Origin of the sequence: Roseococcus thiosulfatophilus (assembly GCF_017311575.1) — a bacterium.
Lineage (GTDB): Bacteria > Pseudomonadota > Alphaproteobacteria > Acetobacterales > Acetobacteraceae > Roseococcus > Roseococcus thiosulfatophilus.
Map to the genome: position 1 here is coordinate 57,365 of NZ_JAFFQY010000055.1, position 24,775 is coordinate 82,139.

At 71.9% G+C, this 24,775-nt stretch carries 24 protein-coding genes; 15 read left to right on the top strand and 9 right to left on the bottom strand.

Annotated features, from left to right (window positions below; all coding sequences use genetic code 11):
- Window positions 1-8: 8 nt before the first annotated feature.
- A complete protein-coding gene (locus tag JTN19_RS14855; RefSeq protein WP_206934231.1) occupies window positions 9-1,817 on the bottom strand; it encodes a hypothetical protein in 1,809 nt (602 codons plus the stop codon).
- Between the two features lie 124 nt (window positions 1,818-1,941).
- Between JTN19_RS14855 and JTN19_RS14860 the strand changes: the two genes are divergently transcribed.
- The 6 genes from JTN19_RS14860 to JTN19_RS14885 all read left to right on the top strand — a co-directional run bounded on the left by JTN19_RS14860 (window position 1,942) and on the right by JTN19_RS14885 (window position 7,797).
- The gene (locus JTN19_RS14860) at window positions 1,942-2,640 is read left to right on the top strand and encodes a VWA domain-containing protein (protein WP_206934233.1); all 699 of its coding nucleotides are present in this window, start codon (window positions 1,942-1,944) and stop codon (window positions 2,638-2,640) included.
- 6 nt (window positions 2,641-2,646) lie between these two features.
- Window positions 2,647-3,330, top strand: coding sequence for a J domain-containing protein (locus tag JTN19_RS14865; protein ID WP_206934235.1), 684 nt, complete (start codon window positions 2,647-2,649; stop codon window positions 3,328-3,330).
- Window positions 3,331-3,471: 141 nt separating this feature from the next.
- Window positions 3,472-5,388, top strand: a complete 1,917-nt coding sequence (gene dnaK, locus JTN19_RS14870) for a molecular chaperone DnaK (protein ID WP_206934237.1) — start codon at window positions 3,472-3,474, stop codon at window positions 5,386-5,388.
- Between the two features lie 98 nt (window positions 5,389-5,486).
- Window positions 5,487-6,626: a molecular chaperone DnaJ gene (dnaJ, locus tag JTN19_RS14875; protein ID WP_206934238.1), complete on the top strand. Its 1,140-nt coding sequence runs from the start codon at window positions 5,487-5,489 to the stop codon at window positions 6,624-6,626.
- Window positions 6,623-7,354, top strand: coding sequence for a 4-hydroxy-tetrahydrodipicolinate reductase (gene dapB / locus JTN19_RS14880; protein WP_206934240.1), 732 nt, complete (start codon window positions 6,623-6,625; stop codon window positions 7,352-7,354). Before dnaJ ends, dapB begins: the two co-directional genes overlap by 4 nt.
- Window positions 7,354-7,797 carry a GNAT family N-acetyltransferase gene (locus JTN19_RS14885; RefSeq protein ID WP_206934241.1) on the top strand — a complete coding sequence of 148 codons (444 nt, stop codon included), beginning with the start codon at window positions 7,354-7,356 and terminating at the stop codon, window positions 7,795-7,797. Before dapB ends, JTN19_RS14885 begins: the two co-directional genes overlap by 1 nt.
- 141 nt (window positions 7,798-7,938) lie before the next feature.
- Here the strand turns inward: JTN19_RS14885 and folE are convergent, their stop codons facing one another.
- Both folE and JTN19_RS14895 read right to left on the bottom strand, forming a co-directional pair.
- Window positions 7,939-8,583, bottom strand: coding sequence for a GTP cyclohydrolase I FolE (gene folE, locus JTN19_RS14890; RefSeq protein ID WP_206934243.1), 645 nt, complete (start codon window positions 8,581-8,583; stop codon window positions 7,939-7,941).
- A gap of 131 nt (window positions 8,584-8,714) precedes the next feature.
- A complete protein-coding gene (locus JTN19_RS14895; RefSeq protein WP_206934245.1) occupies window positions 8,715-10,256 on the bottom strand; it encodes an acetolactate synthase large subunit in 1,542 nt (513 codons plus the stop codon).
- A gap of 77 nt (window positions 10,257-10,333) precedes the next feature.
- On the opposite strand from JTN19_RS14895, the gene JTN19_RS14900 reads away from it, so the two are divergent.
- Window positions 10,334-10,861 carry a hypothetical protein gene (locus JTN19_RS14900; protein WP_206934247.1) on the top strand — a complete coding sequence of 176 codons (528 nt, stop codon included), beginning with the start codon at window positions 10,334-10,336 and terminating at the stop codon, window positions 10,859-10,861.
- Between the two features lie 3 nt (window positions 10,862-10,864).
- Entirely contained in the window at window positions 10,865-11,437 is a 573-nt protein-coding gene (gene mobA / locus JTN19_RS14905) for a molybdenum cofactor guanylyltransferase MobA (protein ID WP_206934249.1), read from the top strand.
- Here mobA and JTN19_RS14910 read toward each other — a convergent pair.
- Both JTN19_RS14910 and JTN19_RS14915 read right to left on the bottom strand, forming a co-directional pair.
- Window positions 11,424-13,505: a hydantoinase/oxoprolinase family protein gene (locus JTN19_RS14910; RefSeq protein WP_206934251.1), complete on the bottom strand. Its 2,082-nt coding sequence runs from the start codon at window positions 13,503-13,505 to the stop codon at window positions 11,424-11,426. The two genes, mobA and JTN19_RS14910, sit on opposite strands and share 14 nt — an antisense overlap.
- Window positions 13,505-15,139 (bottom strand): hydantoinase B/oxoprolinase family protein, encoded by a 1,635-nt coding sequence (locus JTN19_RS14915; protein ID WP_206934253.1) that lies wholly within the window; start codon window positions 15,137-15,139, stop codon window positions 13,505-13,507. Before JTN19_RS14915 ends, JTN19_RS14910 begins: the two co-directional genes overlap by 1 nt.
- A 71-nt stretch (window positions 15,140-15,210) precedes the next feature.
- On the opposite strand from JTN19_RS14915, the gene JTN19_RS14920 reads away from it, so the two are divergent.
- Entirely contained in the window at window positions 15,211-16,128 is a 918-nt protein-coding gene (locus JTN19_RS14920) for an SMP-30/gluconolactonase/LRE family protein (protein WP_206934255.1), read from the top strand.
- Here the strand turns inward: JTN19_RS14920 and JTN19_RS14925 are convergent.
- Genes JTN19_RS14925 through JTN19_RS14935 form a run of 3 tightly spaced genes read right to left on the bottom strand, consistent with a single transcriptional unit; the run spans window position 16,119 to window position 18,144 of the window.
- Window positions 16,119-16,706, bottom strand: coding sequence for a nucleotide exchange factor GrpE (locus JTN19_RS14925; protein WP_206934256.1), 588 nt, complete (start codon window positions 16,704-16,706; stop codon window positions 16,119-16,121). The two genes, JTN19_RS14920 and JTN19_RS14925, sit on opposite strands and share 10 nt — an antisense overlap.
- A gap of 31 nt (window positions 16,707-16,737) precedes the next feature.
- On the bottom strand, window positions 16,738-17,808 hold the full coding sequence (gene hrcA / locus JTN19_RS14930; protein WP_206934257.1) for a heat-inducible transcriptional repressor HrcA: 1,071 nt from the start codon (window positions 17,806-17,808) through the stop codon (window positions 16,738-16,740).
- A gap of 36 nt (window positions 17,809-17,844) precedes the next feature.
- Complete coding sequence (locus JTN19_RS14935; RefSeq protein WP_206934259.1) at window positions 17,845-18,144, bottom strand: hypothetical protein; 300 nt, start codon at window positions 18,142-18,144, stop codon at window positions 17,845-17,847.
- Window positions 18,145-18,291: 147 nt separating this feature from the next.
- On the opposite strand from JTN19_RS14935, the gene JTN19_RS14940 reads away from it, so the two are divergent.
- Both JTN19_RS14940 and JTN19_RS14945 read left to right on the top strand, forming a co-directional pair.
- Window positions 18,292-19,131, top strand: coding sequence for a hypothetical protein (locus JTN19_RS14940; protein ID WP_206934260.1), 840 nt, complete (start codon window positions 18,292-18,294; stop codon window positions 19,129-19,131).
- Window positions 19,121-21,205, top strand: coding sequence for an N-6 DNA methylase (locus JTN19_RS14945; protein ID WP_206934262.1), 2,085 nt, complete (start codon window positions 19,121-19,123; stop codon window positions 21,203-21,205). The genes JTN19_RS14940 and JTN19_RS14945 overlap by 11 nt, the downstream gene beginning before the upstream one ends.
- Window positions 21,206-21,649: 444 nt before the next feature.
- On the opposite strand, the gene JTN19_RS14950 is transcribed toward JTN19_RS14945, so the two are convergent.
- A complete protein-coding gene (locus JTN19_RS14950) occupies window positions 21,650-22,111 on the bottom strand; it encodes an SRPBCC family protein (RefSeq protein ID WP_206934264.1) in 462 nt (153 codons plus the stop codon).
- Between the two features lie 74 nt (window positions 22,112-22,185).
- Between JTN19_RS14950 and rph the strand changes: the two genes are divergently transcribed.
- Genes rph through JTN19_RS14970 form a run of 4 tightly spaced genes read left to right on the top strand, consistent with a single transcriptional unit; the run spans window position 22,186 to window position 24,770 of the window.
- On the top strand, window positions 22,186-22,902 hold the full coding sequence (gene rph / locus JTN19_RS14955; protein WP_206934551.1) for a ribonuclease PH: 717 nt from the start codon (window positions 22,186-22,188) through the stop codon (window positions 22,900-22,902).
- Entirely contained in the window at window positions 22,899-23,501 is a 603-nt protein-coding gene (rdgB, locus tag JTN19_RS14960) for an RdgB/HAM1 family non-canonical purine NTP pyrophosphatase (RefSeq protein WP_206934266.1), read from the top strand. The genes rph and rdgB overlap by 4 nt, the downstream gene beginning before the upstream one ends.
- Window positions 23,502-23,514: 13 nt before the next feature.
- A complete protein-coding gene (locus JTN19_RS14965; protein WP_206934268.1) occupies window positions 23,515-23,691 on the top strand; it encodes a hypothetical protein in 177 nt (58 codons plus the stop codon).
- A 56-nt stretch (window positions 23,692-23,747) separates the two neighbouring features.
- On the top strand, window positions 23,748-24,770 hold the full coding sequence (locus JTN19_RS14970; RefSeq protein ID WP_206934270.1) for a zinc-binding dehydrogenase: 1,023 nt from the start codon (window positions 23,748-23,750) through the stop codon (window positions 24,768-24,770).
- The last annotated feature ends 5 nt before the right edge of the window (window positions 24,771-24,775 follow it).

The following is a 24,775-nucleotide window of genomic DNA, read 5'->3' on the forward strand; positions in this document are numbered from 1 at the left end:
GCAGCGCGTTACCGCGCCGTCGCGCGCACCCCCAGCAGGGCAATGGCCGCGGCGGGGCCCTGCGCCATCGCGGCCTGGGCGGCGTCCAGCGTCACCGGCGCGGGCGGGCGGGCGATGATCTCCACCTCGCGGGCCTGGCCGGCCACGAAGCGGAGCAGGGCCTCGCGCAGCCCGTCCAGCGCGGGGTCCGGGCGCGGGCCGGTCAGCGCCGCCGTCACCATCTCGCGGTGCTGGTCGCGGACCTGCGCGGGGGTCATGTTCTGGCGCCGGGCCTGGTCGGCCAGCGTGCGTTCGTAGAGGGACTGGTCGGCATAGCGCAGCTGGGCCTGCAGCAGGCGCACCGCCTCGGGGCTGGCGCCGGGGTTCTCGATGTTCACCCCCTCCATGCTCCAGCCCAGGGCCAGCGCGCCCAGGTCGCGCACGCCGAAGGCAAAGGCGGAGACATCCAGCCGCTCATTCGCGGGCGTCCAGGAGGCATCAATGGTGAGGTCCATGGACAGGCGGTCGAGGCCCACCACGTCCAGCACCACGGCCGTCTCCGGCGTGCGCTCCACCACCACCTCGTTCACCGCGATGCGGCCGCCGCTGAAGCCATCCTCCCGCGCCTCGCCCTCGATCAGCAGGCGCCCCATGCCGGCCACGCCCTGCCCGCCGCGCAGCACCTGCACGCCTTCCACGCGATAGGCCTGGCGCCCGGCGGGCGGCCGCGAAGGGGCCTCGTTCCGCACGGCCGAGGTCATCAGCGCCGCGATGTCATGGCCCTCCATGGACGCGGAGGCCACGCGCACCTGGTCCACGGGCGCGCCGCTGAGGCCGACCTCCAGCCCCTCGAGGCCCGCTCGGCCGGCCTGCCCGGCCCGCCAGCCCGACAGGTCGAAGCGCGCGAGGGTCACGCGCGTGCCGCTTCGCTCGCGCACCTCGAGGCCCGAAAAGCGCAGGCTCTCCAGCGCGATCTGGTCCGGTTCCCGCTCGCCGGGCTCCTGGCCGGGGCGCAGCGGCAGCATGGCCAGCCCGCCGATCTCCAGCCGCTCCATGGTGACGGCCGCCTCGGGCGCCTCGAGGCGGAGGTTGCGCGCCTCGCCGCGGCGCAGCCCCTCCGTGCCGGGCGCCTCCAGGATCAACTCCTGCACCAGGAGGCGCTCCGCGCCCCGGCGCAGGTCGGCGTCGCGCAGGGTCAGCACCTCGCCCTCCTGCCGAGCCTCGGCGTAGCCGAGCTGGACGTCGTCGGAGAGCAGTTGTCGCAAGGTCGCCAGCGCGGCCGGCTCATTGTCCATGCGCGGCGGCAGGGCGGGCCAGGACGGGTTGGGCTCCCGGCGCTGCGCCTCCCGCTCATTGGGCGTGCGCGAGCCTGGGCGCGGGCCGCGGTTGTCCGGCGGGATGGAGGGCGGCGTCAGGTGCAGCTTCTGGCTGGCCTGCGGCCCCGTCCCGGGCTGGGCCGGCCGTTGCTGCGGCTGCGCCTGGCGGGGCTGGGGCTGGGGCTGCGGTGCGCGGGGCTGCGCCTGGCCGATGGGCGGCGGCGGCGTCAGGTGAAGCTTCTGGCTGGCCTGGGGGCCCGTTCCGGGCTGGCCCTGGCGGGGCTGGGCCTGATGTGGCTGGGTCGGCGCGGGCTGCGCCTGCCGTGGCTGCGGTCGTGGCGCCTGGCCGATGGGCGGCGGCGGCGTGAGGTGCAGCTTCTGGCTCTGCGCCCCGGCCGCGGGACCGCCCTTTCCGCCCGCGGCTGGCGGCGGGTCCGGCTGCTTCTGCGCGGCTGCTCCGCCCGCGAGGGCCAGGCCCGTCGCGACGACCAGGGCGGGCATCCAGCGCGTGGCGTTCCGCATCTTGACCTCCTTCGTCAGTTGTTCCGATCAAAGACCAGAACGCCCGAAGGCGCCACCCGCAATGCGTGTGCCGCACATTCCGGGGCTTTGCGCCCGGCGCCCGCGCCCCCACCTTGGTGGGAGGATGAGCCAGCTTCCCACCAAGCCCGCGAACCCGGCCGTTGCCGCCTTCCTGCGGAAGGTCGAGGCCATGCCCGCCGTGCGCCCCACCAGCGCGCGCCGGGGAAGGCTGATCTTCGCCGTGGACGCCACCGCCTCGCGCCAGCCCGCCTGGGACCGCGCCTGCCACCTCCAGGCCGAGATGTTCCAGGCCACGCGCGACCTGGGGGGGCTGTCCGTCCAGCTCGCCTATTGGCGCGGCTACCAGGAATTCGCCGCCACCCCCTTCCTGACCGACACCATGGAACTCGCCCGCCGCATGTCGGGCGTGACGGTGCTGGGCGGACAGACCCAGGTGCTGCGCTGCCTGGAACACGCGCTGAACGAGACGAAGCGGGAAAAGGTGAACGCCCTGGTTCTCGTGGGCGACGCGCTGGAGGAGGCGGTGGATCCCGCCTGCCACGCCGCCGGCCAGCTTGGGCTGCACGGCACCCCCGTCTTCTGCTTCCAGGAAGGCGGCGACCGCGCGGCCGAGATGGGCTTCCGGCAGATCGCGAAGGTCTCGGGCGGCGCCTGGGCGCCCTTCGACGCCGGCAGCGCCGAGGCCCTGCGCGACCTGCTGCGCGCGGTGGCCGTCTTCGCCGCCGGCGGCCGCGCGGCCCTGACCCGCCTGCCCGGACGTGGCGCCCGCGCCATCGCCGGGCAGCTTCCCGCGCCGAGGTAGAGGCCCATGGTCTGGCTGGCGGCCGGCGCCATCGTCCTCCTGGTGGCGATCACCTTCCTCTACCTGTTCATCTCCGCGAGCCCGGGGACGGTGAAGAAATCGCTCATCTGGGGGCTGGGCGCGGCGGGGCTGGTGCTCTTCGTGGTGCTGCTGGCGACGGGGCGCGGGGTCAGCGCGCTCTGGGCCGCCTTCATGTTCGGCCCGGCCATCGCCCAGGCCTTCCGCCGCTGGCGCGCGCGCCGCGCCTTCACGGGCCCGCCCGGCGACGAGGGCGCCACGGTGGTCGAGACGGCCACGCTCACCATGCGCCTCGAGATCGCGAGCGGCGCCATGTCGGGCCAGGTGCGCCGCGGCCCCTGGGCGGGACAGGACCTGGCGGCGCTGGACCGCGCGGCGCTGCTGGACCTCATGGCCGAATGCGCCAGCCAGGACCCCGACAGCGTGCCGCTGCTGGAAGCCTGGCTGGACCGCACCGACCCCGAATGGCGCCACGAACCCCCGCCCCGCCCCACCGCCGGCCCCATGTCGCGCGACGAGGCCTTCGCCATACTGGGCCTCGCGGAGGGCGCCTCCCCCGCCGAAATCCGCGCGGCCCATCGCCGCCTGATGCAGACCGCCCACCCCGACCGCGGCGGCAGCGACTGGATGGCCGCGCGCGTCAACGAGGCGCGGGATTTGTTGCTGGGTTGAGCGGGTCCACCCTTGTCGCGCCCATCGCTGCTCAATACATAGGCACCAGTCAGAGACCGCGCATGGGGCGCGGACCACCAAGGGGCTCTGCCCGGTGCCTGCCAGGGCCGGGGTTGAGCCGCCGCACGGGAGCAGGCTCGCATGAGCAAAGTCATCGGTATCGACCTCGGCACCACCAATTCCTGCATCGCCATCATGGAAGGCGGCGAAGCGAAGGTGCTGGAGAACGCGGAGGGCGCGCGCACCACCCCCTCCATGATCGCCTTCGCGAAGAACGGCGAGCGTCTGGTGGGCCAGAGCGCCAAGCGCCAGGCCGTCACCAACCCGACCAACACCCTCTATGCCGTCAAGCGCCTGATCGGGCGCAAGTTCGAAGACGCCATGGTGCAGAAGGAGAAGGGCCTCGCCCCCTTCAGCATCGTGAAGGCCGACAACGGTGATGCGTGGGTGGAGATCGAGGGCAAGAAATACGCCCCCCAGCAGATCAGCGCCATGGTGCTGACCAAGATGAAGGAGACGGCCGAGGCCTATCTCGGCGAGAAGGTGACGGAAGCCGTCATCACCGTCCCCGCCTACTTCAACGACGCCCAGCGCCAGGCGACAAAGGAGGCCGGCGCCATCGCGGGCCTCGACGTCAAGCGCATCATCAACGAGCCGACGGCGGCCGCGCTCGCCTATGGCATGGACAAGAAGTCCTCCGGCACCATCGCGGTCTATGACCTCGGCGGCGGCACCTTCGACGTGTCCATCCTGGAAATCGGCGACGGCGTCTTCGAGGTGAAGTCCACGAACGGCGACACCTTTCTGGGCGGCGAGGATTTCGACCAGCGCATCATCGACTACCTGGCGGAGGAATTCCGCAAGGAGAACGGCATCGACCTGCGCGGCGACAAGCTCGCCCTGCAGCGGCTGAAGGAAGCCGGCGAGAAGGCGAAGATCGAGCTGTCCTCGTCCAAGCAGACCGAGATCAACCTGCCCTTCATCACGGCCGATGCCTCGGGCCCCAAGCACCTGGTCATGACGCTGACCCGCGCCAAGCTGGAGGCGCTGGTGGATGACCTCGTCTCCCGCACGCTGGAGCCCTGCAAGCAGGCGCTGAAGGATGCCGGGCTGACGGCGGGCGAGATCGACGAGGTGATCCTGGTGGGCGGCATGACGCGCATGCCCAAGGTCATCGAGGAGGTGAAGCGCTTCTTCGGCAAGGAGCCCGCGCGCAACGTGAACCCGGACGAGGTGGTCGCCATCGGCGCCGCCATCCAGGGCGGCGTGCTCAAGGGCGACGTGAAGGACGTGCTGCTGCTGGACGTGACCCCGCTCTCGCTCGGCATCGAGACGCTGGGCGGCGTGTTCACGCGCCTCATCGACCGCAACACGACCATCCCGACCAAGAAGTCGCAGGTGTTCAGCACCGCCGACGACAACCAGACTGCGGTCACCATCAAGGTGTTCCAGGGTGAGCGCGAGATGGCGGCGGACAACAAGCTGCTGGGCAATTTCGATCTGACCGGCCTGCCCCCCGCGCCGCGCGGCGTGCCGCAGGTGGAAGTGACCTTCGACATCGACGCGAACGGCATCGTGAGCGTCTCGGCGAAGGACAAGGCCACCGGCAAGGAGCAGAACATCCGCATCCAGGCGAAGTCCGGCCTGTCCGACGCCGACATCGAGAAGATGGTGCGCGACGCCGAGGCGAACGCGGACGCCGACAAGAAGCGCCGCGCCACCGTCGAGGCCCGCAACAGCCTGGACGCGCTGGTCCACTCCACCGAGAAGACCCTGCGCGACAGCGGCGACAAGGTGCCGGCCACCGAGAAGGCCGAGGCCGAGGCGGCGCTGGCCGAAGCCCGCGGCGTGATGGATGGCGGCGATGTGGACGCGATCAACGCGGCCGCGGAGAAGCTCTCCCAGGCCGCGATGAAGATGGGCGAGGCCCTCTACAAGGCCGAGCAGGCCGCCCCCGCCGCCGAGGAGCCCGCCGCCCCCGGCGGTGCGCCGAAGGACAAGGTGGTGGACGCCGAGTTCGAGGAAGTGGACCCGAACAAGAAGAAGCCCCAGGGTTGAGGTGAGCGGGCATTCCTGCCCTGAGTGACACCGCGCCCGGGCCAGCGATGGTCCGGGCGTCTCTTCTTCGACCTTTTCTCGCGGGAGCGGGCTGAACCATGGCCAAGCGCGACTATTACGAAGTGCTCGGCGTGGGCCGGGAGGCGTCCGAGGACGACCTCAAGAAGGCCTACCGCAAGCTGGCAATGAAGTACCACCCCGACCGGAACCAGGGCGATGCCGACGCCGAGGGCCGGTTCAAGGAGGTGAATGAGGCCTATGACACGCTGAAGGATGCCGACAAGCGCGCGGCCTATGACCGCTTCGGCCATGCGGCCTTCGAGGGCGGCATGGGCGGCGGCGGCAATGGCGGCGGCCACCCCTTCGGCGGCGGCGGCTTCGAGGACATCTTCGAGGAGATGTTCGGCCGCTTCGGCGGACGCAGCGGCGGCGGGCGCGCCGCCAGCGGCCGCGGCGCGGACCTCCGGCAGGAGGTGCATATCTCCATGGAGGAGGCCTTCGCCGGCACCAAGAAGACCATCCGCGTCCCGAGCAGCGTGCAGTGCGAGGCCTGCACCGGCACCGGGGCCGAGAACGGCAAGCCCAATGTCCAGACCTGCGGCACCTGCCGCGGCGCGGGCAAGGTGCGCGCCCAGCAGGGCTTCTTCCTGATCGAGCGCACCTGCCCCACCTGCAACGGCTCGGGCCAGATCATCAAGAACCCCTGCAAGGTGTGCCAGGGCGCCGGCCGCGTGCAGCGCGACCGCACGCTGAACGTGACCATCCCGGCGGGTGTGGAGGACGGCACGCGCATCCGCCTCTCGGGCGAGGGCGAGGCCGGGCTGCGCGGCGCGCCGGCGGGCGACCTCTATGTGGATATCGGCGTGCACGCGCACCCGATCTTCCAGCGCGAGGGGCCCAACATCATGGTCCGCGTGCCGCTGCGGATGACGCAGGCGGCCTTGGGCGGCGCGGTGGAGGTGCCCTCCATTGATGGGTCCCGCGCCTCGGTGAAGATCCCGGCCGGCACCCAGACGGGCGACAATTTCCGCCTGCGCGGCAAGGGCTTCTCCGTCCTGCGTTCCGCCGCGCGCGGCGACATGTATGTGCAGGTGGTGGTCGAGACGCCGCAGAACCTGACGCCCAAGCAGCGCGAGCTGCTGGAAGCCTTCGAGGCCGAGGCCGCCAAGGGCGGCAGCCCCGAAAGCGAGGGCTTCTTCGCCAAGGTGAAGGAATTCTGGGACGGGCTGGGACGATGAAGATCGGGATCGCCGGCATCGCCGGCCGCATGGGCAAGCTGCTGGTGGAGGAGGTCGCCGCCGCCGGCGCCACGCTGGCGGGCGGCACGAAGCGCGGGGATGATGCCCGCGCCCTGTTCGACGCCTGTGAAGTGGTGATCGACTTCACCCACGCCCATGCGGCGCCCATCCATGCCGCGCTGGCAGCCGAGACGGGCAAGGGCCTTGTGCTGGGCAGTTCCGGCCTCTCCGCCGAGAAAGAAGCGGCCGTGGCCGAGGCCGCGAAGCGCGCCCCCATCGTCTACGCCGCCAATTTCGCGACGGGCGTGAACCTCGTCATCGCACTCGCGGAAAAACTCGCCGCCGCCCTGCCCGGCGCGCAATACGACGCCGAGATCGTGGAGATGCACCACCGCCAGAAGGTGGACGCGCCCTCCGGCACCGCCGTCGCCATCGGCCGCGCCGTGGCGAAGGGCCGTGGCACCACGCTGGAGGAAGCGGGCCGTGAATCCGGCCGCGACGGCCACACCGGCCCGCGCGGCACCGGCACCATCGGCTTCGCCGCACTTCGCGGCGGCCAGGTGGTCGGCGAGCACACGCTGCTCTTCGCCGCGGGGTCCGAGCACATCGCGCTAACCCACCGCAGCTTCGACCGCCGCGCCTATGCCACGGGCGCCGTGCGCGCCGCGCAATGGCTCAAGGGCCGAAGCCCGGGCCTCTATTCCATGAACGACGTGCTGGGGCTGTGATGGTGAAGATCGTCCCGCTGGACACCCGCCACCGCGCGGATTGGGAGCGCCTCTACGCCGGCTACGCCGAATTCTACAAGGTGACGCAGACGCCGGAGATGCGCCAAAAAGTCTGGTCCTGGATCCATGACCCGGCGCATGAGGTGAACGCCGTGGTGGCCGAGGACGAGGCGGGCCGCGCCGTCGGCCTCGCGCATTATCGCGCCTTCGCCCGGCCGCTTTCGGCCAGCACCGGCTGCTTCCTGGATGATCTCTTCGTGGACCCCTCCCAGCGCGGCAAGCGCGTGGCCGATGCGTTGCTGGAACACCTGCGCGCCCTGGCGCGGGAAAAGGGCTGGTCCACCGTCCGCTGGATCACGGCCGACGACAATTATCGCGGCCGTGGCGTCTATGACCGGCTGGCCAAGCGCACCTGGTGGATCACCTACGACATGCAGCCGTGAAGGCGCGGCCTTAACAGGCCACGCCCTCACTTCTTTTTTTGCGCGGCCGATTCACGCCCCGGCTGCGCCGGGACGATCGGACGCAGCTTTCGCGGCCGATTCACGCCCCGGCTGCGCCGGGACGATCGGACGCGGGGCCACTTACCCCTCCAGCGGCCCGCGCGACCCGCCGATCATCGCCAGGAACTCGCGCCGCGTCGCGTCATTGCTGCGGAACTCGCCCAGCATGCGCGAGGTCACCATGGTCACGCCGGGCTTATGGATGCCGCGCGTCGTCATGCACTGGTGCGCGGCCTCGATGACGACGGCGACACCCTTGGGCTTCAGCACGCTCTCGATGGTGTTCGCGATCTGCGCCGTCAGCTTCTCCTGGATCTGCAGGCGCTTGGCATAGGTCTCGATCACCCGCGCGAGCTTACTGATGCCGACCACGCGGCCGCTCGGCAGGTAGGCGATGTGCGCCTTGCCGATGATGGGCACCATGTGGTGCTCGCAATGGCTCTCCAGGCGGATGTCGCGCAGCACCACCATCTCGTCATAGCCATCCGTCTCCTCGAAGGAGCGGGCGAGCATCTCGACCGGGTCGCTCTCATACCCCGCGAAGAATTCCTCATAGGCGCGGGCGACGCGGGCGGGCGTGTCCACCAGCCCCTCGCGGTCCGGGTCGTCACCGGCCCAGAGCAGCAGGGTGCGGACGGCCGCCTCGGCCTCCGCGCGGCTCGGCCGGGCGATGGCGGAGGCCTTCTCGTCGGCGGGGCGGGCGGACTTGGGCACCTGGATGTTCATGGACGCGGAAATTCCTCGGTTCCGGTGGGCCGGATCATCCGCGCCCGCCATCAATGTCGAAGCCGCATTTGGGGCGCGGGGCGGGAAGCGCAACCGCAGGAATCGTCTTTCCGCCCCGCGCCAGACGCCGTTCAGATCACCAGTTCGATCAGGAACGGACCAGGGCGGGCGAAGCTCTGGCTCATCAGGTCCGCCACCTGGTCCAGCGTGGTGGCGGTCGCGGCCTCCACGCCCATGGACTGCGCGAGCTTGGCCCAGGCGATGTCCGGGTTGCCCAGATCCATCATGTCCATCGCCACGCGGCCGGGGTTGGCGCCCACGTTCTGGTACTCGCCCAGCAGGATCTGATACTTCCGGTTGGAGAGCAGGATGGTGGTCACGGGCAGCTTTTCCCGCGCCTGGGTCCACAGCGCCTGCACCGTGTACATCGCGCTCCCATCCGCCTGCAGGTTGATGACGCGACGCCCGCCGCCGCCGATGGCCGCCCCCGTGGCCAGCGGCATGCCGCAGCCGATGGCGCCACCCGTGATCTGCAGCCAGTCATGCGGGGCGGCCGCATGGGTCGCGGGGAAGAAGCCGCGGCCATAGCTGACGGATTCATCGGCGATGATCGCGTCCTCGGGCATCAGCGCCGCGACGGTGCGGGCCAGGCCCTCGGGCGAGGGCGCGCCGCGCGCCACCTCGGGCTTCTCGCCATTGGAGCCGATGGCGACCTTGGGCGCGCCAAGTTCCTCCGCCAGCGCGGTCAGCGCGGCCAGGGCGTCCTGCTCCTGCCGGCAGGCCACGGTGATGCTGGCATTCTCCGGGTAGTGCTTCGAGGGCTTGCCCGGATAGGCGAAGAAGCCCACCGGCGCCTTGGAGCCCACCAGCACCAGGTGCTCCACCTTCGACAGGCGCTGGATGGCCAGGTCCACCGGATAGGGCACGCGCTCCAGCGGCATGCGGCCCTGGCCGCGCTGGAAGCGGGCGTTGGAGGTTTCGGCCAGGATGTCGCAGCCGGTGTGCGCCACGATGCGCTGCACGGCCTCCTGCGCCGCCTGGGTCAGCGCCATGGAGCCGCCCAGCAGCAGCAGCACGTTCTTCTTCTCGCGCAGCACGCGGGCCGCGGCGCGGATGGCGTGCGGGTCGGCCTGGGGCACGGCGGGCACGGGCAGGGCGGCGGCGACGGTGCCGCCCTCATCCCAGCAGGTGTCCGAGGGCAGGATCAGGGTGGCGATCTGCCCGGGCGAGGTGCGGGCGGCCTGCACGGCGGCGGCCGCATCGGCGCCCACATCGGCGGCCTTGGTCGTGGTCCGCACCCATTGCGAGACGCCGCGCGCGAAGCCCTCGGTGTCGGCCGTCAGCGGCGCGTCATAGGGGCGGTGATAGGTCGCCTGGTCGCCCACGCAGTTCACGATCCCCGACCGGGCGCGGCGCGCGTTGTGCAAATTGGCCAGGCCATTGGCCAGGCCCGGGCCGCAATGCAGCAGCGTCACGGCGGGCTTGCCGGCCATGCGCCAATAGCCATCGGCCGCACCGGTGACGATGTTCTCCTGCAGCCCCAGCACGCAGCGCATGCCGGGAATACGGTCGAGCGCGGCGACGAAATGCATCTCGCTCGTGCCGGGGTTGGAGAAACACACCTCGACACCGCTCTTCAACAGGCTGTGGACCAGACTTTCCGCACCGTTCACCGCGTATTCCCCTCTGAACTGGACTGGCGCGCAGCCTGGGCCGAAGATGCCGGTCGGGCAAGCCTGGGGGACGCCACGTGCTGAAGGTATTGATCGGGGGTTTCCTCATGGGGGCCCTCTCCGTCCTGGCGTTTCACCAGGGCACCATCCACCTGCTGTACAACTACGGGAATGACGTCGAGGCGCTCACCGCCATCATCGGCCGCGTGCAGGGGCCGGGCTGGGATATCGGGCGGGCCATGGCGAATCCGCCCGTGGCGGGGCTGCATATTCCGCAATTCTTCAGCGCCATGTTCTGGGGCGGCATCTGGGGCATCCTGATCGCGGCCGTGCTGCGCTGGACCCCCCTGCCCGACCTCTTCACCGCCACGCTGATCGGCGCCGTGGGCTGCACGCTGGTGGCCGTGACGCTGGTGGCGCAGGCGCGCGGGGTGCCGATGTATGCCGGCGGCAACACCCAGACGCTGCTGCGCGCGGGTCTGATCAACGCCGCCTTCGGCTTCGGCACGGGCTTCCTGCTGCGGCCCCTGGCGCTGCGCCGCATGAAGGCGCCGCCGCCCGCGCGCCGCGCCGCCCGCCCACCGCCGCTGCGCCGCCAGGCCTGAGCCATGCGCGCCGACACGCTGGGCTGCGTGCTGGCGGGCGGCGAAGCGCGGCGGATGGGCGGCGGCGACAAAACGCTGCGGATGCTGCACGGGCGCCCCCTGCTGGCGCACATCCTGGCGCGCCTCGCCCCGCAATGCGGCACGCTGGCCATCAGCGCCAATGGCGATGCGGCGCGTTTTGCGCCCTATGGCCTGCCGGTCTGGCCCGACGCGGTGCCTGGAATGGGGCCGCTGGGCGGGGTGCTGGCCGCGCTGGAGGCCTCGCCTTTACCCTTCGTGCTGACCGTGCCCGGCGACGCGCCCTTCCTGCCGCCCGACCTCGTGGCGCGGCTGCATGCGGGGCGCGGGGCGGCGGCGGTGGCGCAGGCCGCCTCCGGCGGGCGGGGCCATCCGGTGATCGCGCTCTGGCCGCGCAGCCTGGCACCCGCGCTGCGCCAGGCCTTGGCGGCGGGCGAACGCGCGGTGGGCCGCTTCGCCGCCGCCCAAGGCGTGGCCCGGGTGGAATGGCCGGGCGAGCCATTCCTGAACATCAACACGCCCGAGGAACTGGCGCGGGCGCGGCTCACCCCAGGCTGACGGCGAGCCAGCCGCCTGGCTCCATCACCGCCGTATCGCCCGGCTGCAACAGCACGGTGGTGGTGGGGCTTTCCACGATGGCCGGCACCGGCACACGTTGCCCCGCCGCCAGCGCCTCGAAGCGCCAGACGGGCAGCATGGCCCAGCCACCCTCCAGCAGGCAGCGCCGCTCGGCCTCGGGCGCGGCGGGGCGGGGGGCGCCAGCGGGAAGGCGCGACAGGGCGGGCAGCACGCCGCGTGCGGCGGCGCGGGCGGTGACCAGCACCACCTCCTCCTCCGGCAGGTCATAAGTGAACAGGGCGCGGTGGCGGGCGTGGAAGGCCTCGCGCAGCGCTGCGCGGGTGGGCGCCACGCCGTCCAGCGGCACCGTGATCTCGAAGACCTGCTCGCCATAGCGCATGTCGGCGGCCAGGCTGAGGGCGATCTCGCCCCCATACCATTGCGCGAGCTGGGCGCGGGCCTCCTCCGCCAACCCGTCGAAGAGGGCGGGCAGCGCGTCATCGCCCGGCATGGCCCCCGCGCCCACCACGCTGCGCGCGATCTCGTGCCGCAACTCGGTCTGCAACATGCCCCAGGCGGAAAGCCCGGCCGCGAACAGCGGCACCGCGACCCGCGCCATGCCGAGGTCCCGCGCCACCGCGCTGGCATGCAGCCCCGCGGCGCCGCCGAAGGCCAGCAGCGTGGCGCCGCGCGGGTCCACGCCGCGCCGCACCGTCGCCACCCGCACGCCATCGGCCATGCGCGCATTGACCAGGCGGTGCACGCCCAGCGCGGCCTGGGCCACCTCCAGCCCCAGCGCGCCGGCCAGCGCCGCCATGGCGCGCTCCGCCGCCGCCACGTCCAGGCGTTGCGCGCCGCCCAGGAAGCTGCCGGGGTCGAGATAGCCCAGCAGCAGGTTCGCATCCGTCACGGTGGGCAGGGCGCCGCCGCGGCCATAGCAGGCCGGGCCAGGCCGCGCGCCGGCCGATTGCGGACCCACCTGCAAGGTGCCCCCCGCGCCCAGATGCGCGATGGACCCGCCGCCCGCGCCCAGGGTGATGATGTCGAGGCTGTCCAGCGCGATGCGCTCACCCCCCACCTCGCGCCCGCGGCCGATGGCGGCGGCGCCCTCCGTCACCAGCGCAATGTCGGTGGAGGTGCCGCCCATGTCGAAGGTCACCATAATGTTGCCCGGCCGATTCAGACCTCCGGGCTCCGCCCTCCGGTCATCGGGCGGGGTGCCCATCCCCCGCCGCGCCAGCGCCACCGCCGCCGCCACGCCGCCCGCCGGGCCGGACAGCGCCGTGCCGGCCGCGAGCCGCGCCGCCTCCGCGATCGGCGCCACCCCGCCATGCGAGAGGATGACGAAGACCGGCGCCGCGCACCCCGCCTCGGCCAGCCGCGCCTCCAGCCGCGTGAGGTAGCGGGACACCACCGGCCCCACATAGGCATTCACCGCCGCCGTCGAGAACCGCTCATACTCCTTGATCTGCGGCAGCACATCGGCCGAGCAGGTGACGAAGACGCCCGGCAGCGCCGCCCGCACCGCCTCGGCCGCCGCGTGCTCATGCGCGGGCGCGGCCCAGGAATGGAGGAAGCAGATCGCCACCGCCTCCACGCCCTCGGCGCGCAAGGTCGCGATGGCGGCGTCCAGGCTGGCGGCGTCCAGCGGGGTCTCCACCGCGCCATCGGGCCGCAGCCTTTCGCGCACGGGCAGGCGCAGGCGGCGCGGGACCAGCGGCTCCGGCGCGGGCAGGCGCAGATCATAGCGCGCGGGCTTCAGCCCCTCGCGCATCGCCACCACGTCGCGATGGCCCTCGGTGGTGAGCATGGCGGTCCGCGCCCTGCGCCGCTCCAGCAGGGCGTTGGTGGCGACGGTGGTGCCATGGACGATGCGCGTCGTCGTCTCCAGCAATTCGCCCAGCGTCAGTCCCAGCATGGAGGCCAGGTTCCGCAGCCCCTGGATCACGCCCTCGCTCTGGTCATGGGGGGTGGAGGCGGCCTTGGCGAGGTATTCCCGCCCCTCCTCATCCACCCCCACCACATCGGTGAAGGTACCGCCCACATCCACGCCGATGACGTAGCGCATCAGAGGAGCCCTTCCGCGCGGTCGGCTTCCACGGCGGCGGGGTCGCGCCGCGCTGGATCACCCCAGCCGCCACCACCGGCCGAGCGCACCTCGATCACCTCGCCGGGCTGGATCACGACGCCGACCTCCTTGGTGCGGAGCACGCGCTCCGTGCCGTCCGCATGGCGCAAGGCATAGCGGTGCGGCGCGCTGTCCTGCCCGCCATGGAGGCCGGCGCTGCCGTGGCGCGCGCCATCGCCCGCGGTGTTGGCGCGCGCGGCGCCGGCGCTTTCCACCGCCAGTTCCAGGATGGCACCCAGCCCGCCGCGATGCTGCCCCTGGCCGGCCGAGCCGGGCAGGAATTCATGGCGCCGGAAATGAAGGGGAAAGCGCGCCTCGGCCATTTCCACGCTGCCGAATTTCAGCCCGCCCGCGCTGTGCCATTCGCCGGCGGTGGACCAGCCATCGCCCTTCGCATGCCCACCGCCGCCCGGCCGCGCGTGGAACAGATGCCAGACGAAGCGCCGTCCGGGGCGGCGCGCATCCTCGCCCGTGATGGCGATGCGGAAGCGCCGCCCCCAGCCGCCCATCACGCGCTCCGGGCATCCATGCTGCATGGCGCGCATGATGGCTTCCACGATCTCGTTGGAGCAGTGGCTGGTGCAGAGCGTCACCGCCGCCCCCTCCCGCGCCCAGACCACGCTGCCCTCGCGCGCCACCACGCGCAGCGCGCGGAAGGCGCCTTCATTCTTCGCCACCTCAGGGTCGAGCAGATAGGCGAAGGCCATGCAGCAGGCGCTGACCATGTTGGGATAGGACGAGTTCACGAAGCCCCGCACTTGGTCGTCGCTGGCGCTGAGGTCCACGGTCAGCGTGCCGCCCCGCTTGGTGCAGGTGGCGCGGATGGCGATGTTCTCGGCGCCATGGCCGTCATCGTCGAGGAAGGCCTCGCCCGTCCATGTCCCGTCCGGCCAGGCTTCCACGATGCGCGCGGCATGGGCGTGCGCCAGGTCCAGGATGGCGTCCACCGCGCCCATCAGCGCCGTCGCCCCATGCTGTTCCAGCAGCGCCGAAAGCCGCAGCGCGCCCAACTTGGCCGCGCCCAGCATGGCCGCGAGGTCGCCGCGGAAGTCGCGGTTGATGCGGGTGTTCAGCGCCAGCATGTCCACGAGGTCCGGCCGCATCTCGCCGCCCTCACCCAGCAACATGGGCGGGATGCGGAGGCCTTCCTGCCAGATTTCGGTCGCACCCGGGTTGTAGCCGCCATGGGTGGCGCCGCCGATGTCACTGTGATGGGCGCGGACCACGGCGAGGAAGCGCAATGACCCCTCTCCAAATATGGGAAGGACAATCGTGAGGTCCGGCAGATGGCTGCCCCCATGCCAGGGGTCGTTCAGCAGATAGACATCGCCCGGCTTCATCGCCTCGCCGAAGCGGTCCAGCACCGCCCGCGCCGCGAAAGGCATGGCGCCCACATGCACCGGGATATGGTCCGCCTGGGCCACCAGCCGGCATTGTCCGTCCGTCACCGCGATGGAGAAGTCGCGCGAGGAGTTCAGGATCTGGCTGTAGGCCGTGCGGAGCAGCGCCTCGCCCATCTCCTCCACGATCGCGGTGAAGCGGGCGTTCAACACGGCGAGCGTCACGGGGTCCATGCGGCTTCCTTCACTTGGCGCAAGCGCCAGCGTGGCGCATCCTCACGCCCACAAAAAGAGGGAGATGCGCCATGGAATTGACCACGCTGGCCGAAGGCCTGCGCTTTCCGGAAGGCCCGGTGGCCCTGCCCGACGGCTCCATCGCGCTGGTCGAGATCGCGCGCGGCACCGTCACCCGCGTGGCGGCCGATGGCACCACCAGCGTCATCGCCACCCCGGGCGGTGGGCCGAACGGGCTGGCCGCGGGGCCGGATGGCACGCTGATCCTGTGCAACAATGGCGGCTTCACCTGGCATGACGCGCCGGGCCAGCTTCGCCCCACCGGCCAGGCGGCCGACTACACCACGGGCCGCATCGAGGTGGTGGAGATGGCGACCGGCGCGGTCCGCATCCTCTATGACCGCTGCGGTGACATTCCGCTGAAGGGGCCGAACGACCTGCAACTGGACGGCAAGGGCGGGTTCTGGTTCAGCGACCTCGGCAAGTCCCGCGCGCGCGACCGTGACCATGGCGGCGTCTACTGGGCCGCACTGGATGGCTCGCGCATCGTGGAGGCCGCGCACCCGGTGCCGGGCGGGGCCAACGGCATCGGCATCAGCCCGGATGGCGAAAAGCTCTATGTGGCCGAGACCGAGACGGGCCGCCTCTGGGCCTTCGACATCCTGGGGCCGGGGCGCCTGCGCAAGTCACCCTGGCCCAGCCCGCATGGCGGCAACATGCTGTGCCAGTTCCCGGGCTTTCGGCGCCTGGACAGCCTAGCCATCACCGCCGAGGGCAATATCGTGGTGGCGACGCTCGTCTCCGGTGAGATCACCACCGTCTCGCCGGCCGGCGAGATCCTGGACGTGGTGAAGATGCCCGAGCCCATGCCCACCAATATCTGCTTCGGCGGGCCGGGGCTGGACGTCGCCTACATCACGCTCTCCACCACGGGCAAGCTGGTCAGCATGCCCTGGCGGGAGAAGGGGCTGCGCCTGCCCTACTGCTGAGGCTCCGCCGCGGCCGGCTGGCCCGCCACCACCACCATGGCGGGCTTCAGCAGGCGGCCGTTCAGCGTCCAGGCCGAGGACCAGGCCTGCAGGATGGTGCCGGGCTCGACCCCTTCCGGCGCCGGCGCCTCGCTCATCGCCTGGTGCAAGTCGGGGTTGAACTTCTCGCCCTGGGCGGGCTTGCGGGCCACGCCATTGGCTTCCATGCGCTGCAGCAGGAAGCGCTCCACGCCCTCGAAGCCGCCGCGCAGCTTGGTGATGATGTCAGGCTCGTCCTCGGACGCGGCCGGCAGGGCATCGAGGCCGCGGCGGAGATTCTCGGCGGCCTCCACCACATCGGCCGCGAATTTCTGCACGGCGAAGTTGCGCGCCTTCTCCACATCGTCGCGGGCGCGGTTGCGGACGTTCTGGATCTCGGCCTCGGCGCGCAGCCAGCGGTCCTTCATCTCGGCCAGCGCCGCTTCCAGGGCCGCGATCCGCTCCTCCGGCGTGGGCTCGGGGGCGGGCGGCGCCTCGGTGGCGGCCACGGTCTCGTCTTCGGGGGCGGTGTCGGGCTTGGCGTTGGGTTCGGTGGTCATGCGCGTGACGTAATGGGCAGGGCCCGGCCGATCAACCCAAGAGCCGGCCAATCACCCGCGCGGTGTAGTCCACCACCGGGATCACGCGGCCATAGTTGATGCGCGAGGGGCCGATCACGCCGATGGCGCCCACGATCTTCTCCTGCCCGTTGCGGAAGGGCGCCACCACCACGGAAAGCCCCGCGCTGTTGAACAGCCCGCTCTCCGCGCCGATGAAGATCTGCACGCCCTCGCCCCGCTGGGCCAGTTCCAGCAGGCGCAGCGTGGTCTCCTGCGCCTCCAGCCGCTCGAACAGCGCCTGGATTTCCTGCACGCGGGCCAGCGTCTCGAGGTTCTCCAGCAGCTTCGCCTGCCCGCGCAAGATCAGCGCGGCATTGCCCCCGCCCGCCCAGGTGGCGAGGCCGGCCGCGATCACCTGCTGGGTCAGCGCGTCCAGCGCGGTGCGGTTGGCGGCGATCTCGCCCTCCACCTTCTCCCGCGTCTCCTCCAGCGTGCGGCCGGCGAGCTGCGCGTTGAGGTAGTTGCCGGCCTCGATCAGGGCGGAGGGCGGCAGGCCGGGCGGCACCTCGATGACGCGGTTCTCCACGCGCCCATCGCCCTGCACCAGCACCACCAGCGCGCGGCCGGGCCCGAGGGGGACGAATTCAATATGGCGCAGCGGCGCCTCGCCCTTGGGCGCGACCACGAGGCCCGCCGCACCCGCGAGGCCGGACAGCATCTGCCCCGCCTCGGCCAGCGTCTCCTGCAGGGAACGGCCATGGGCGGCGCAGCGGGCGGCGATGGCCTCGCGCTCCTCCTCGCTCAGATCGCCGAATTCCAGCAGCCCGTCCACGAAGAGGCGCAGGCCCCGCTCGGTGGGCAGGCGGCCGGCGGAGGTATGGGGGGCGTAAAGCAGCCCCGCCTCCTCCAGGTCCGCCATCACGTTGCGGATGGAGGCGGGCGAGAGGTTCAGCGGCAGGCGGCGCGAGAGGGTGCGGCTGCCGACCGGCTCACCCGTCGCGACATACACCTCGACCAGCTCGCGCAGCACCGCCGTGGCCCGGTGATCGAGGCCGGAGGCGGCGGCAAGGGGCAGGAGGCCCGGCTTGAAGGGCGTGTGCATCACAATGAGGTAAGGTGGGTCCTGCCGGGGGGCGGGTCAAGCTGGATCGGCAGTGGGCTCCAGCGCGTAGAGGCGGTCCATGGCCTGGGCGAAGCGGGCGCGGATGTCGTCCGCCTCGTGCCGCGGCAACCAGGCGGCCCAGCCCTCCATCTGGATTTCAATCACGGTCGCGCGGGTATAGCTCCAGGGCAGGCGTTCGGCGCGCTCGGCCTGTTCCAGCAACGGGTAGAGGTCGCGCCGGATCAGCGCCAGTTCGGCCTCTGGCCGTGCCGTGGCCGCAACGGCCTCTTCCCGCGGCAGGGAGGCGAAAAGGTCTGGCTGGGCATCGTGACGCATGGGCGGAACCTAGCCTGCCCCTCCGAGTCCACCAAGCTTGCGGCGCGGCCGCCGCCGTTCTCAACTGCAAGCATGATCAGGCATTGGCGTGAACAGAGACTCCCCGAAATCTCAGCGCAACTGGCCCGACGGCCGGGGCATGAGGCCGTGCGCGTCGCCACCGTCGCCCTGGTGACGGAGGGGCTCGGGCGGGAATTCGGCGCCATGACCCATGAATTCCGCATGCCGCTCATCGGCGGCCGGGCCGATGCCCTTTTCGGCGCCACCGTCTTCGAGTTCAAGTCCGACCTGCGGCGCGAAATGCCGGATGTGAAGGCCAAGCTACCCGGCTATCTGGCCGAGCATGAACGCCTGACGGGCCGCCGCCCTGCCCTCGGCATCACGACAGATGGCGCGCTGTGGCTGGCCCATGAACTGCGCGACGGCGAGATGGTCGAGGTGGGTCGCCACGCGCTGAACCCCGAGCGCGCGGAAACCCTGCTGCGCTGGCTCGAACCCGCCGTCTCCGAACGTGAGGACCTGGCACCCGAGCCCCAGGTCATCGCGGCCGAGCTTGGCCGCGACAGCCTCACCTTCCGCCGCGCCTTCAACACGCTGCAAGCCCTGTGGCGCGACATGCGGGAGGACCCCGAGGCCAAGCTCAAGCGCGACCTCTGGGACAGCCTGCTGCGCGAGGTGTATGGCGCCGATGTGGGCGAGGACCGGCTGTTCCTCCAGCACAGCTATCTCACCATCGTGGCCAAGACCATCGCGGCCAGGGTGCTGGACGCGGCCGACGAGGACCCCGCGCGAATCCTGTCCGGGGCGGCGCTGGAAGAACAGGGCGTGAGGGGCGCCGTCGAGGGCGATTTCTTCGACTGGGTGCTGCACCACCCGGATGGCCCGGATCTGGTGCGCCGCCTTGCCCGCCAGGCCTCTCGCTTCCTGCTGCGCGACGTGAAGCAGGATGTGCTGAAGGGCCCTCTACGAAAGCCTGATGGACCCTGAGCAGCGCAAGGATCTGGGCGAATATTACACGCCCGACTGGCTGGCGGCGAAGGTCACGGCGCGGGCCATGGACGCGCCTCTCACCCAGCGCGTGCTGGACCCCGCCTGCGGCTCGGGCACCTTCCTGTTCCATGCCATCCGCCGGCTGCGCGCGGCGGGCGAGGCGGCGGGCTGGCCCAGGGAACGGCGCCTCGCCGCCTGCATGGCCCAGGTGCGTGGGCTGGATGTGCACCCCGTGGCCGTCATCATCGCCCGCGTCACTTGGCTGCTGGCCCTGGGCGAGGACATCCGTGACCGCGCGACCGACCTGACCGTGCCCGTCTTCCTGGGCGATGCGCTGCAATGGAACATCGCCACCACGGCCACCATGCGCGAGGTGGTGGTGGAGGTGCCCGACGAACCGCCCCTGCGCGTGCCCGCCGGCTTCGCCGAGGACCAGGCACGGCTGGAAGGCGGCGTCCAGGCCATCAAGGAGGGGCTGGAGCGCAACACCACCCCCGACAACCTGCGCCGCCAACTGCGCAACCTGCCGGGCGCCGAACCCGCGGATGTGGAGGCCATGGCCGCCACCTATGCGCGCATCCTGGCGCTGCACGCGGCGGGGCGCGATGGTATCTGGCCCTTCGTGCTGCGAAACTTGGTGCGGCCGCTCTGGCTGTCCCGGCCCGACCAGCAAGCGGATGTGCTGCTGGGCAACCCGCCCTGGGTGGCCTTCCGCCACCTCTCGGCCCCGTTGCAGCGGCGCATGAAAGAGGCCAGCCAGCGCATGAACCTCTGGGTGGGCGGGGTGCTGGCCACCCAGCAGGATCTCTGCGCCCTGTTCACCGCCCGCGCGGCGCAGCGCTACCTCCGGCCCGGCGGGCGCATCGCCTTCGTGCTGCCCTATGCCGCGCTGAATCGCGCCACCTATCGCGGCCTGCGCGCGGGCGACTGCCGGGACGTGCAGCTGCGCTGGGAGGAGGCCTGGAGCCTCGACGAGACGGTGCAGCCGCTGTTCCCGGTGCCGGCCTCGGTGTTCCTCGGACGGCGCGCCACGGCGGGGCCGCTGCCGGCGCAGGTCACGCGCTTTTCGGGCCACCTGCCGCGCCGCGACGCGGACGAGGCGGCGGCCGATGCGGCGCTGCGCGTGGGGCCGGAATCCTGGCCGCCCATGCCCAGCCTGGCCGGCGCCAGCCCCTATCGGGCGCGCTTCAAGAATGGCGCCACCATCTTCCCCCGCCGCTTCTTCTTCGTGGAGCGGGTGGCGGCCGGGCGGCTGGGCAGCAACCGCGCCGCCCCCATGGTGCAGGGGCGGGAGGGGAAGCAGGACAAGAGGCCCTGGAAGGATCTGGCCCCGCCGCGCGGCCGGGTGGAGGCGGCCTTCCTGCACCCCGTGGTGCTGGGCGAGACCCTGGCTCCCTTCCGCCTGCTGCCCAGCGCGGAGGAGACGCTGGCCGTGCTGCCCGTGCTGCCCGATGGCACGGTGATGGACGCGGCGCGGGCGGCGCGGGAGGGGTTCGGGCTGCTGTCGGACTGGCTGCGGCAGGTGGAGCGGGATTGGGCGGCGCATGCCAGCCGGGGGGAGGATGGCAAGGCGAAGATGGCCCTGGTGGATCGGCTGGACTTCCAGAAGAACCTGTCGCGGCAGTTCCCGGCCCAGCCCTTGCGGGTCGCCTACGCCGCTTCAGGCACACTCTTCGCCGCGGCTATCCTGTCGGACGGAAGTTCGATCGTGGAGCACGCCTGCTATTCGGCCATGGCGCGCACGCTGGCTGAGGCGCACTACCTGATGGCGCTGCTCAACAGCGACCGACTGCGCCGGCAGATCGCACCACTCCAGCCCAAGGGCCAGGGCGGCGCCCGCCACTTCGACAACCTGATGTGGGAACTCCCCATCCCCGAATTCGACGCCCGCGGCCCCGCCCACCAGGCCTTGGCCGGCCTGGCCGCCGAGGCCGAGGCGCTGGCAAAGTCCGTCCCCCTGCGGGAGGGCGCCTATTTCACCGAGCACCGCCGCGCCATCCGCGCCGCCCTCGAACAGGCCGGCCTGACCGCCAGGCTGGACGCCGCCGTGGCCGCCCTGCCAGGGCTGTAGCCGCGCGCCATCGCGCCGATGGACAGACGCCCCGGCCGCACGGCATCCTCCCGCCGTGGCCGGGACCGCGTAGACGCTCGCGCGGCTGGTGGGCCGGGGCACGCCTCCGGTCATTGCTGGAAGGGGATTTGCGCCCCCCCTCGGCCATGCTTGCCCCTTACGCCCGCCGCGCGGCAGGCTGCGCGCGGCGCGCCGCGAACCGGCGATATTCTCCCGACCGGAGGACCGCCGGGGCCGATGGCCCCGTCGGGACCAGATTGCGGGGTTCCCGGGAGGCCCCGCCGGCGCGCCACCGCCGGCCGCGTCCCACCCTGGACACCGGAATTCCGCGGCGCCATGTGACCCAGGCGTGACCGGGAAGGCGTTGCCCGGCCTGGTGGCCCGCCCCCGGCAACGGGACCAGCAGCGGGATCCAGGAAAGGGGCGTGGCGCTCCCCCGCGCCCCTACCCCGCCAGCCCCACGTAGCGCCCCAGCAGCAGCGGCCAGCCCTGGGGGGAGGCCATGCCCTCCCGCACCGCCTCCCACCCCGCGCCATGGCGGGCCATGCCGGAATGGGTCAGCACCACGCGGGTGCGGGCACCCTGGGCCTCGAAGACCACCTCCACCTCCGAGGCGCGATCGGGGTCGGGCTGGGGGGCGCGGTCGGGCGCGATCTGCCAAGTGAAGCACACGCGGCGCGGCGGCTCCCAGAGGATGATCCGCCCCCAGTCACAGCGGAAGCCGTGCGGCCCGATCTCGCGGCAGGCGCCGCCCAGCACAGGCTCCATGCCGATCTCGACGCAGGCGGCCCCGCCCCAGGTGTATTCCCGCGGCCACCAGCGGTCGAAGCCGTCGGTGAAGAGGCGGAAGGCCGCCATGGGTGGCAGGCCGATCCAGGCCTCATGCGTGGTGCTGTCTTCGCTCATCTACGGAACCCCTGGCCTTCGGCGCGCGCCCGCGTATGGTGCGCCCGCTTCGCCTTTGCCAAGGAATAATGACCATGCGCCCATCCGGCCGCACCCCTGATGCCCTCCGCCCCGTCATCATCGAGACGGGAATCGCCAAGCATGCCGAGGGGTCCTGCCTCATCCGCGTGGGCCAGACGGAGGTGCTCTGCGCCGCCAGCGTCGAGACGCGGGTGCCGCCCTTCCTGCGCAACACCGGCCTGGGCTGGGTCACCGCCGAATACGGCATGCTGCCCCGCGCCACCCACACCCGCGGCGACCGCGAGGCCGCGCGCGGCAAGCAATCCGGCCGCACCCAGGAGATCCAGCGGCTGATCGGCCGCAGCCTCCGCGCCGTGGTGGACCGCAAGGCGATGGGCGAGATGAGCATCACGCTCGACTGCGACGTGCTGAACGCCGATGGCGGCACCCGCTGCGCCGGCATCACCGGTGCCTGGGTTGCGCTGCACCTGGCCTTCCAGCATTGCGTCCGCAACAACATCATGAGCCAGGTGCCGCTGACGGATCATGTGGCCGCCATCTCCTGCGGCGTGGTGAATGGCGAGGCGGTGCTGGACCTCGACTACCAGGAGGACAGCGCGGCCGAGGCGGACGCCAATTTCGTCCTGACGGGCGGCGGCGCGCTGGTGGAAGTCCAGGCCACGGCCGAGGGCGCGCCCTTCAGCGAGGCGCAGTTCCTGGCCATGCTGGATTTGGCGCGCGACGGCGTGGCCGCGCTGGTGGCGCGGCAGAAGGCCGCCGTGGGCCTGTGAGGAAACTGACTCCGGGGAGGCTGGTCCTGGCCAGCCACAATGCCGGCAAGCTGCGCGAATTCGCCGGCCTGCTGGCGCCCTATGGGCTGGAGGTGGTCTCGGCCAAGGAACTCGGCCTGCCCGAGCCCGCCGAGACCGGCACCACCTTCCTCGACAACGCGCGCATCAAGGCGCTGGCCGCGACCACGGCCACCGGCCTGCCGGCGCTCGCCGATGACAGCGGCTGCGAGGTGGCGGCCCTGGGCGGCGCCCCCGGCGTCTACACCGCCGACTGGGCCACCCAACCCGACGGAAGCCGCGACTACGGCCCGGCCATGGAGCGCGTCTGGCGCGAGGCGGCCGCCAACCCTGACCGGCGCTGCGCCTTCGTGGCCACATTGGTGCTGGCCTGGCCCGATGGCCACACGGAGGGCTTCGAGGGCCGCACCGAGGGGCATTGGACCTGGCCGCCCCGCGGCGCCCAGGGCTTCGGCTTCGACCCCATCTTCGTCCCCGAAGGCGAAAGCCTGACCTATGCGGAGATGAGCGTGGAGGAGAAAGCCCGCCTCTCCCACCGCGCCCGGGCCTTCAGGGCGCTGGCCGCCGCCTGCCTGGGCTGAGGGGGCCAGCGCCATGGACACCCGCCTCCTGCTGCGCCTGTTCATGTGGTTCCGCCGCCCGCCCTCGCGCCAGCGGCTCTGGATCATCGGCATCACGGTGGCCCTCGCGCTGGCCATCGCCCTGCTGGAATGGGGCTTCGGCTGGCCGGATGCGCTGACGGTGGACAATGCCCGGAGGGTCGTGCGGTAGCGCGCCAGGCACGAGGTCCGGTAGGAGGGCGCGGCGTTCCCTGCTATGGGCGCGCCATGCACGCCCTCCGACTTCTCGCCGACCGCGACCTCCGCCTCACCGAAGCCCCCCCGCCCCCGCCCCCCGGCCCGGGCGAGGTGCAGATCGCCATGAAGGCCGTGGCGCTGAACCACATTGATGTCTGGGGCTGGCGCGGCATGGCCTTCGCCAAGCGGACCCTGCCGCTGACCGTGGGCGCCGAGGCGGTGGGCGAGGTCACCTCCGTGGGCGAAGGGGTCACGGCATTCCGCCCCGGCCAGCGCGTGGTGCCCTATGGCGGCATGACCTGCGGCACCTGCAAGCATTGCCTGGCCGGCCGCGACAACCTCTGCGAGAACGTGGCCGGCGTGCGCGGCTTCCATGTGGACGGCTTCGCGCAGGGCCTGGTGAACATGCCCGCGCGGCTGTGCGTGGCCGTGCCGGAGGGCGTCTCCATCGAGGACGCCGCCTGCGCCAGCATCACCTTCGCCACCGTCCAGCACATGCTGTTCGACAACGCGAAGCTCGAAGCCGGCGAGACCGTGCTGGTCCATGCCGCGGGCTCGGGCATCGGCAGTGCCGCGGTGCGGATGGCCAAGGCCATCGGCTGCACCGTCATCGGCACGGTGGGCGATGAGGAGAAGGCCGAGAAGGCCCGCGCCCTCGGCGCCGACCACGTGGTGAACTACAATGTGGACCGCTTCGAGAGCATCGCCCGCCGCGTCACCGGCAAGCGCGGCGTGGATGTGGTGTTCGAGCATGTGGGCGCGGCCACCTGGCAGGGCTCATTGCTCTCCATGAAGATGGGCGGGCGGCTGGTGACCTGCGGCAGCACCTCCGGCGTCTCGGCCGAGACGAATTTGATGATGCTGTTCCAGCGGCAGTTGCGCCTGATCGGCAGCTTCGGCGCCACGGTGCGCAACGTGGCCGAGGGGCTGGACAAGATGGCCCAGGGCATTCGCCCCGTGCTGGACAGCGTCCTGCCGCTCGACCGCTTCGAGGAGGGGCTGGCGCGGCTCGAATCCCGGAGGGTCTTCGGCAAGATCGTCGTCACGCTGTAGGCCCG

Bases quoted from the DNA above. Each gene is read 5' to 3' on its own strand.
- JTN19_RS14910 (WP_206934251.1), bottom strand. From the start codon at position 13,505: ATGCGCTACGTCATCGGCGTGGATGTGGGCGGTACCTTCACCGATGTG.
- hrcA (WP_206934257.1), bottom strand. From the start codon at position 17,808: ATGCACACGCCCTTCAAGCCGGGCCTCCTGCCCCTTGCCGCCGCCTCC.
- JTN19_RS14885 (WP_206934241.1), top strand. From the start codon at position 7,354: ATGGTGAAGATCGTCCCGCTGGACACCCGCCACCGCGCGGATTGGGAG.
- dapB (WP_206934240.1), top strand. From the start codon at position 6,623: ATGAAGATCGGGATCGCCGGCATCGCCGGCCGCATGGGCAAGCTGCTG.
- dnaJ (WP_206934238.1), top strand. From the start codon at position 5,487: ATGGCCAAGCGCGACTATTACGAAGTGCTCGGCGTGGGCCGGGAGGCG.
- JTN19_RS14915 (WP_206934253.1), bottom strand. From the start codon at position 15,139: ATGGACCCCGTGACGCTCGCCGTGTTGAACGCCCGCTTCACCGCGATC.
- JTN19_RS14925 (WP_206934256.1), bottom strand. From the start codon at position 16,706: ATGACCACCGAACCCAACGCCAAGCCCGACACCGCCCCCGAAGACGAG.
- rph (WP_206934551.1), top strand. From the start codon at position 22,186: ATGCGCCCATCCGGCCGCACCCCTGATGCCCTCCGCCCCGTCATCATC.
- JTN19_RS14965 (WP_206934268.1), top strand. From the start codon at position 23,515: ATGGACACCCGCCTCCTGCTGCGCCTGTTCATGTGGTTCCGCCGCCCG.
- JTN19_RS14950 (WP_206934264.1), bottom strand. From the start codon at position 22,111: ATGAGCGAAGACAGCACCACGCATGAGGCCTGGATCGGCCTGCCACCC.
- JTN19_RS14865 (WP_206934235.1), top strand. From the start codon at position 2,647: ATGGTCTGGCTGGCGGCCGGCGCCATCGTCCTCCTGGTGGCGATCACC.
- dnaK (WP_206934237.1), top strand. From the start codon at position 3,472: ATGAGCAAAGTCATCGGTATCGACCTCGGCACCACCAATTCCTGCATC.
- JTN19_RS14970 (WP_206934270.1), top strand. From the start codon at position 23,748: ATGCACGCCCTCCGACTTCTCGCCGACCGCGACCTCCGCCTCACCGAA.
- JTN19_RS14860 (WP_206934233.1), top strand. From the start codon at position 1,942: ATGAGCCAGCTTCCCACCAAGCCCGCGAACCCGGCCGTTGCCGCCTTC.
- JTN19_RS14920 (WP_206934255.1), top strand. From the start codon at position 15,211: ATGGAATTGACCACGCTGGCCGAAGGCCTGCGCTTTCCGGAAGGCCCG.
- folE (WP_206934243.1), bottom strand. From the start codon at position 8,583: ATGAACATCCAGGTGCCCAAGTCCGCCCGCCCCGCCGACGAGAAGGCC.
- mobA (WP_206934249.1), top strand. From the start codon at position 10,865: ATGCGCGCCGACACGCTGGGCTGCGTGCTGGCGGGCGGCGAAGCGCGG.
- JTN19_RS14945 (WP_206934262.1), top strand. From the start codon at position 19,121: ATGGACCCTGAGCAGCGCAAGGATCTGGGCGAATATTACACGCCCGAC.
- JTN19_RS14935 (WP_206934259.1), bottom strand. From the start codon at position 18,144: ATGCGTCACGATGCCCAGCCAGACCTTTTCGCCTCCCTGCCGCGGGAA.
- JTN19_RS14855 (WP_206934231.1), bottom strand. From the start codon at position 1,817: ATGCGGAACGCCACGCGCTGGATGCCCGCCCTGGTCGTCGCGACGGGC.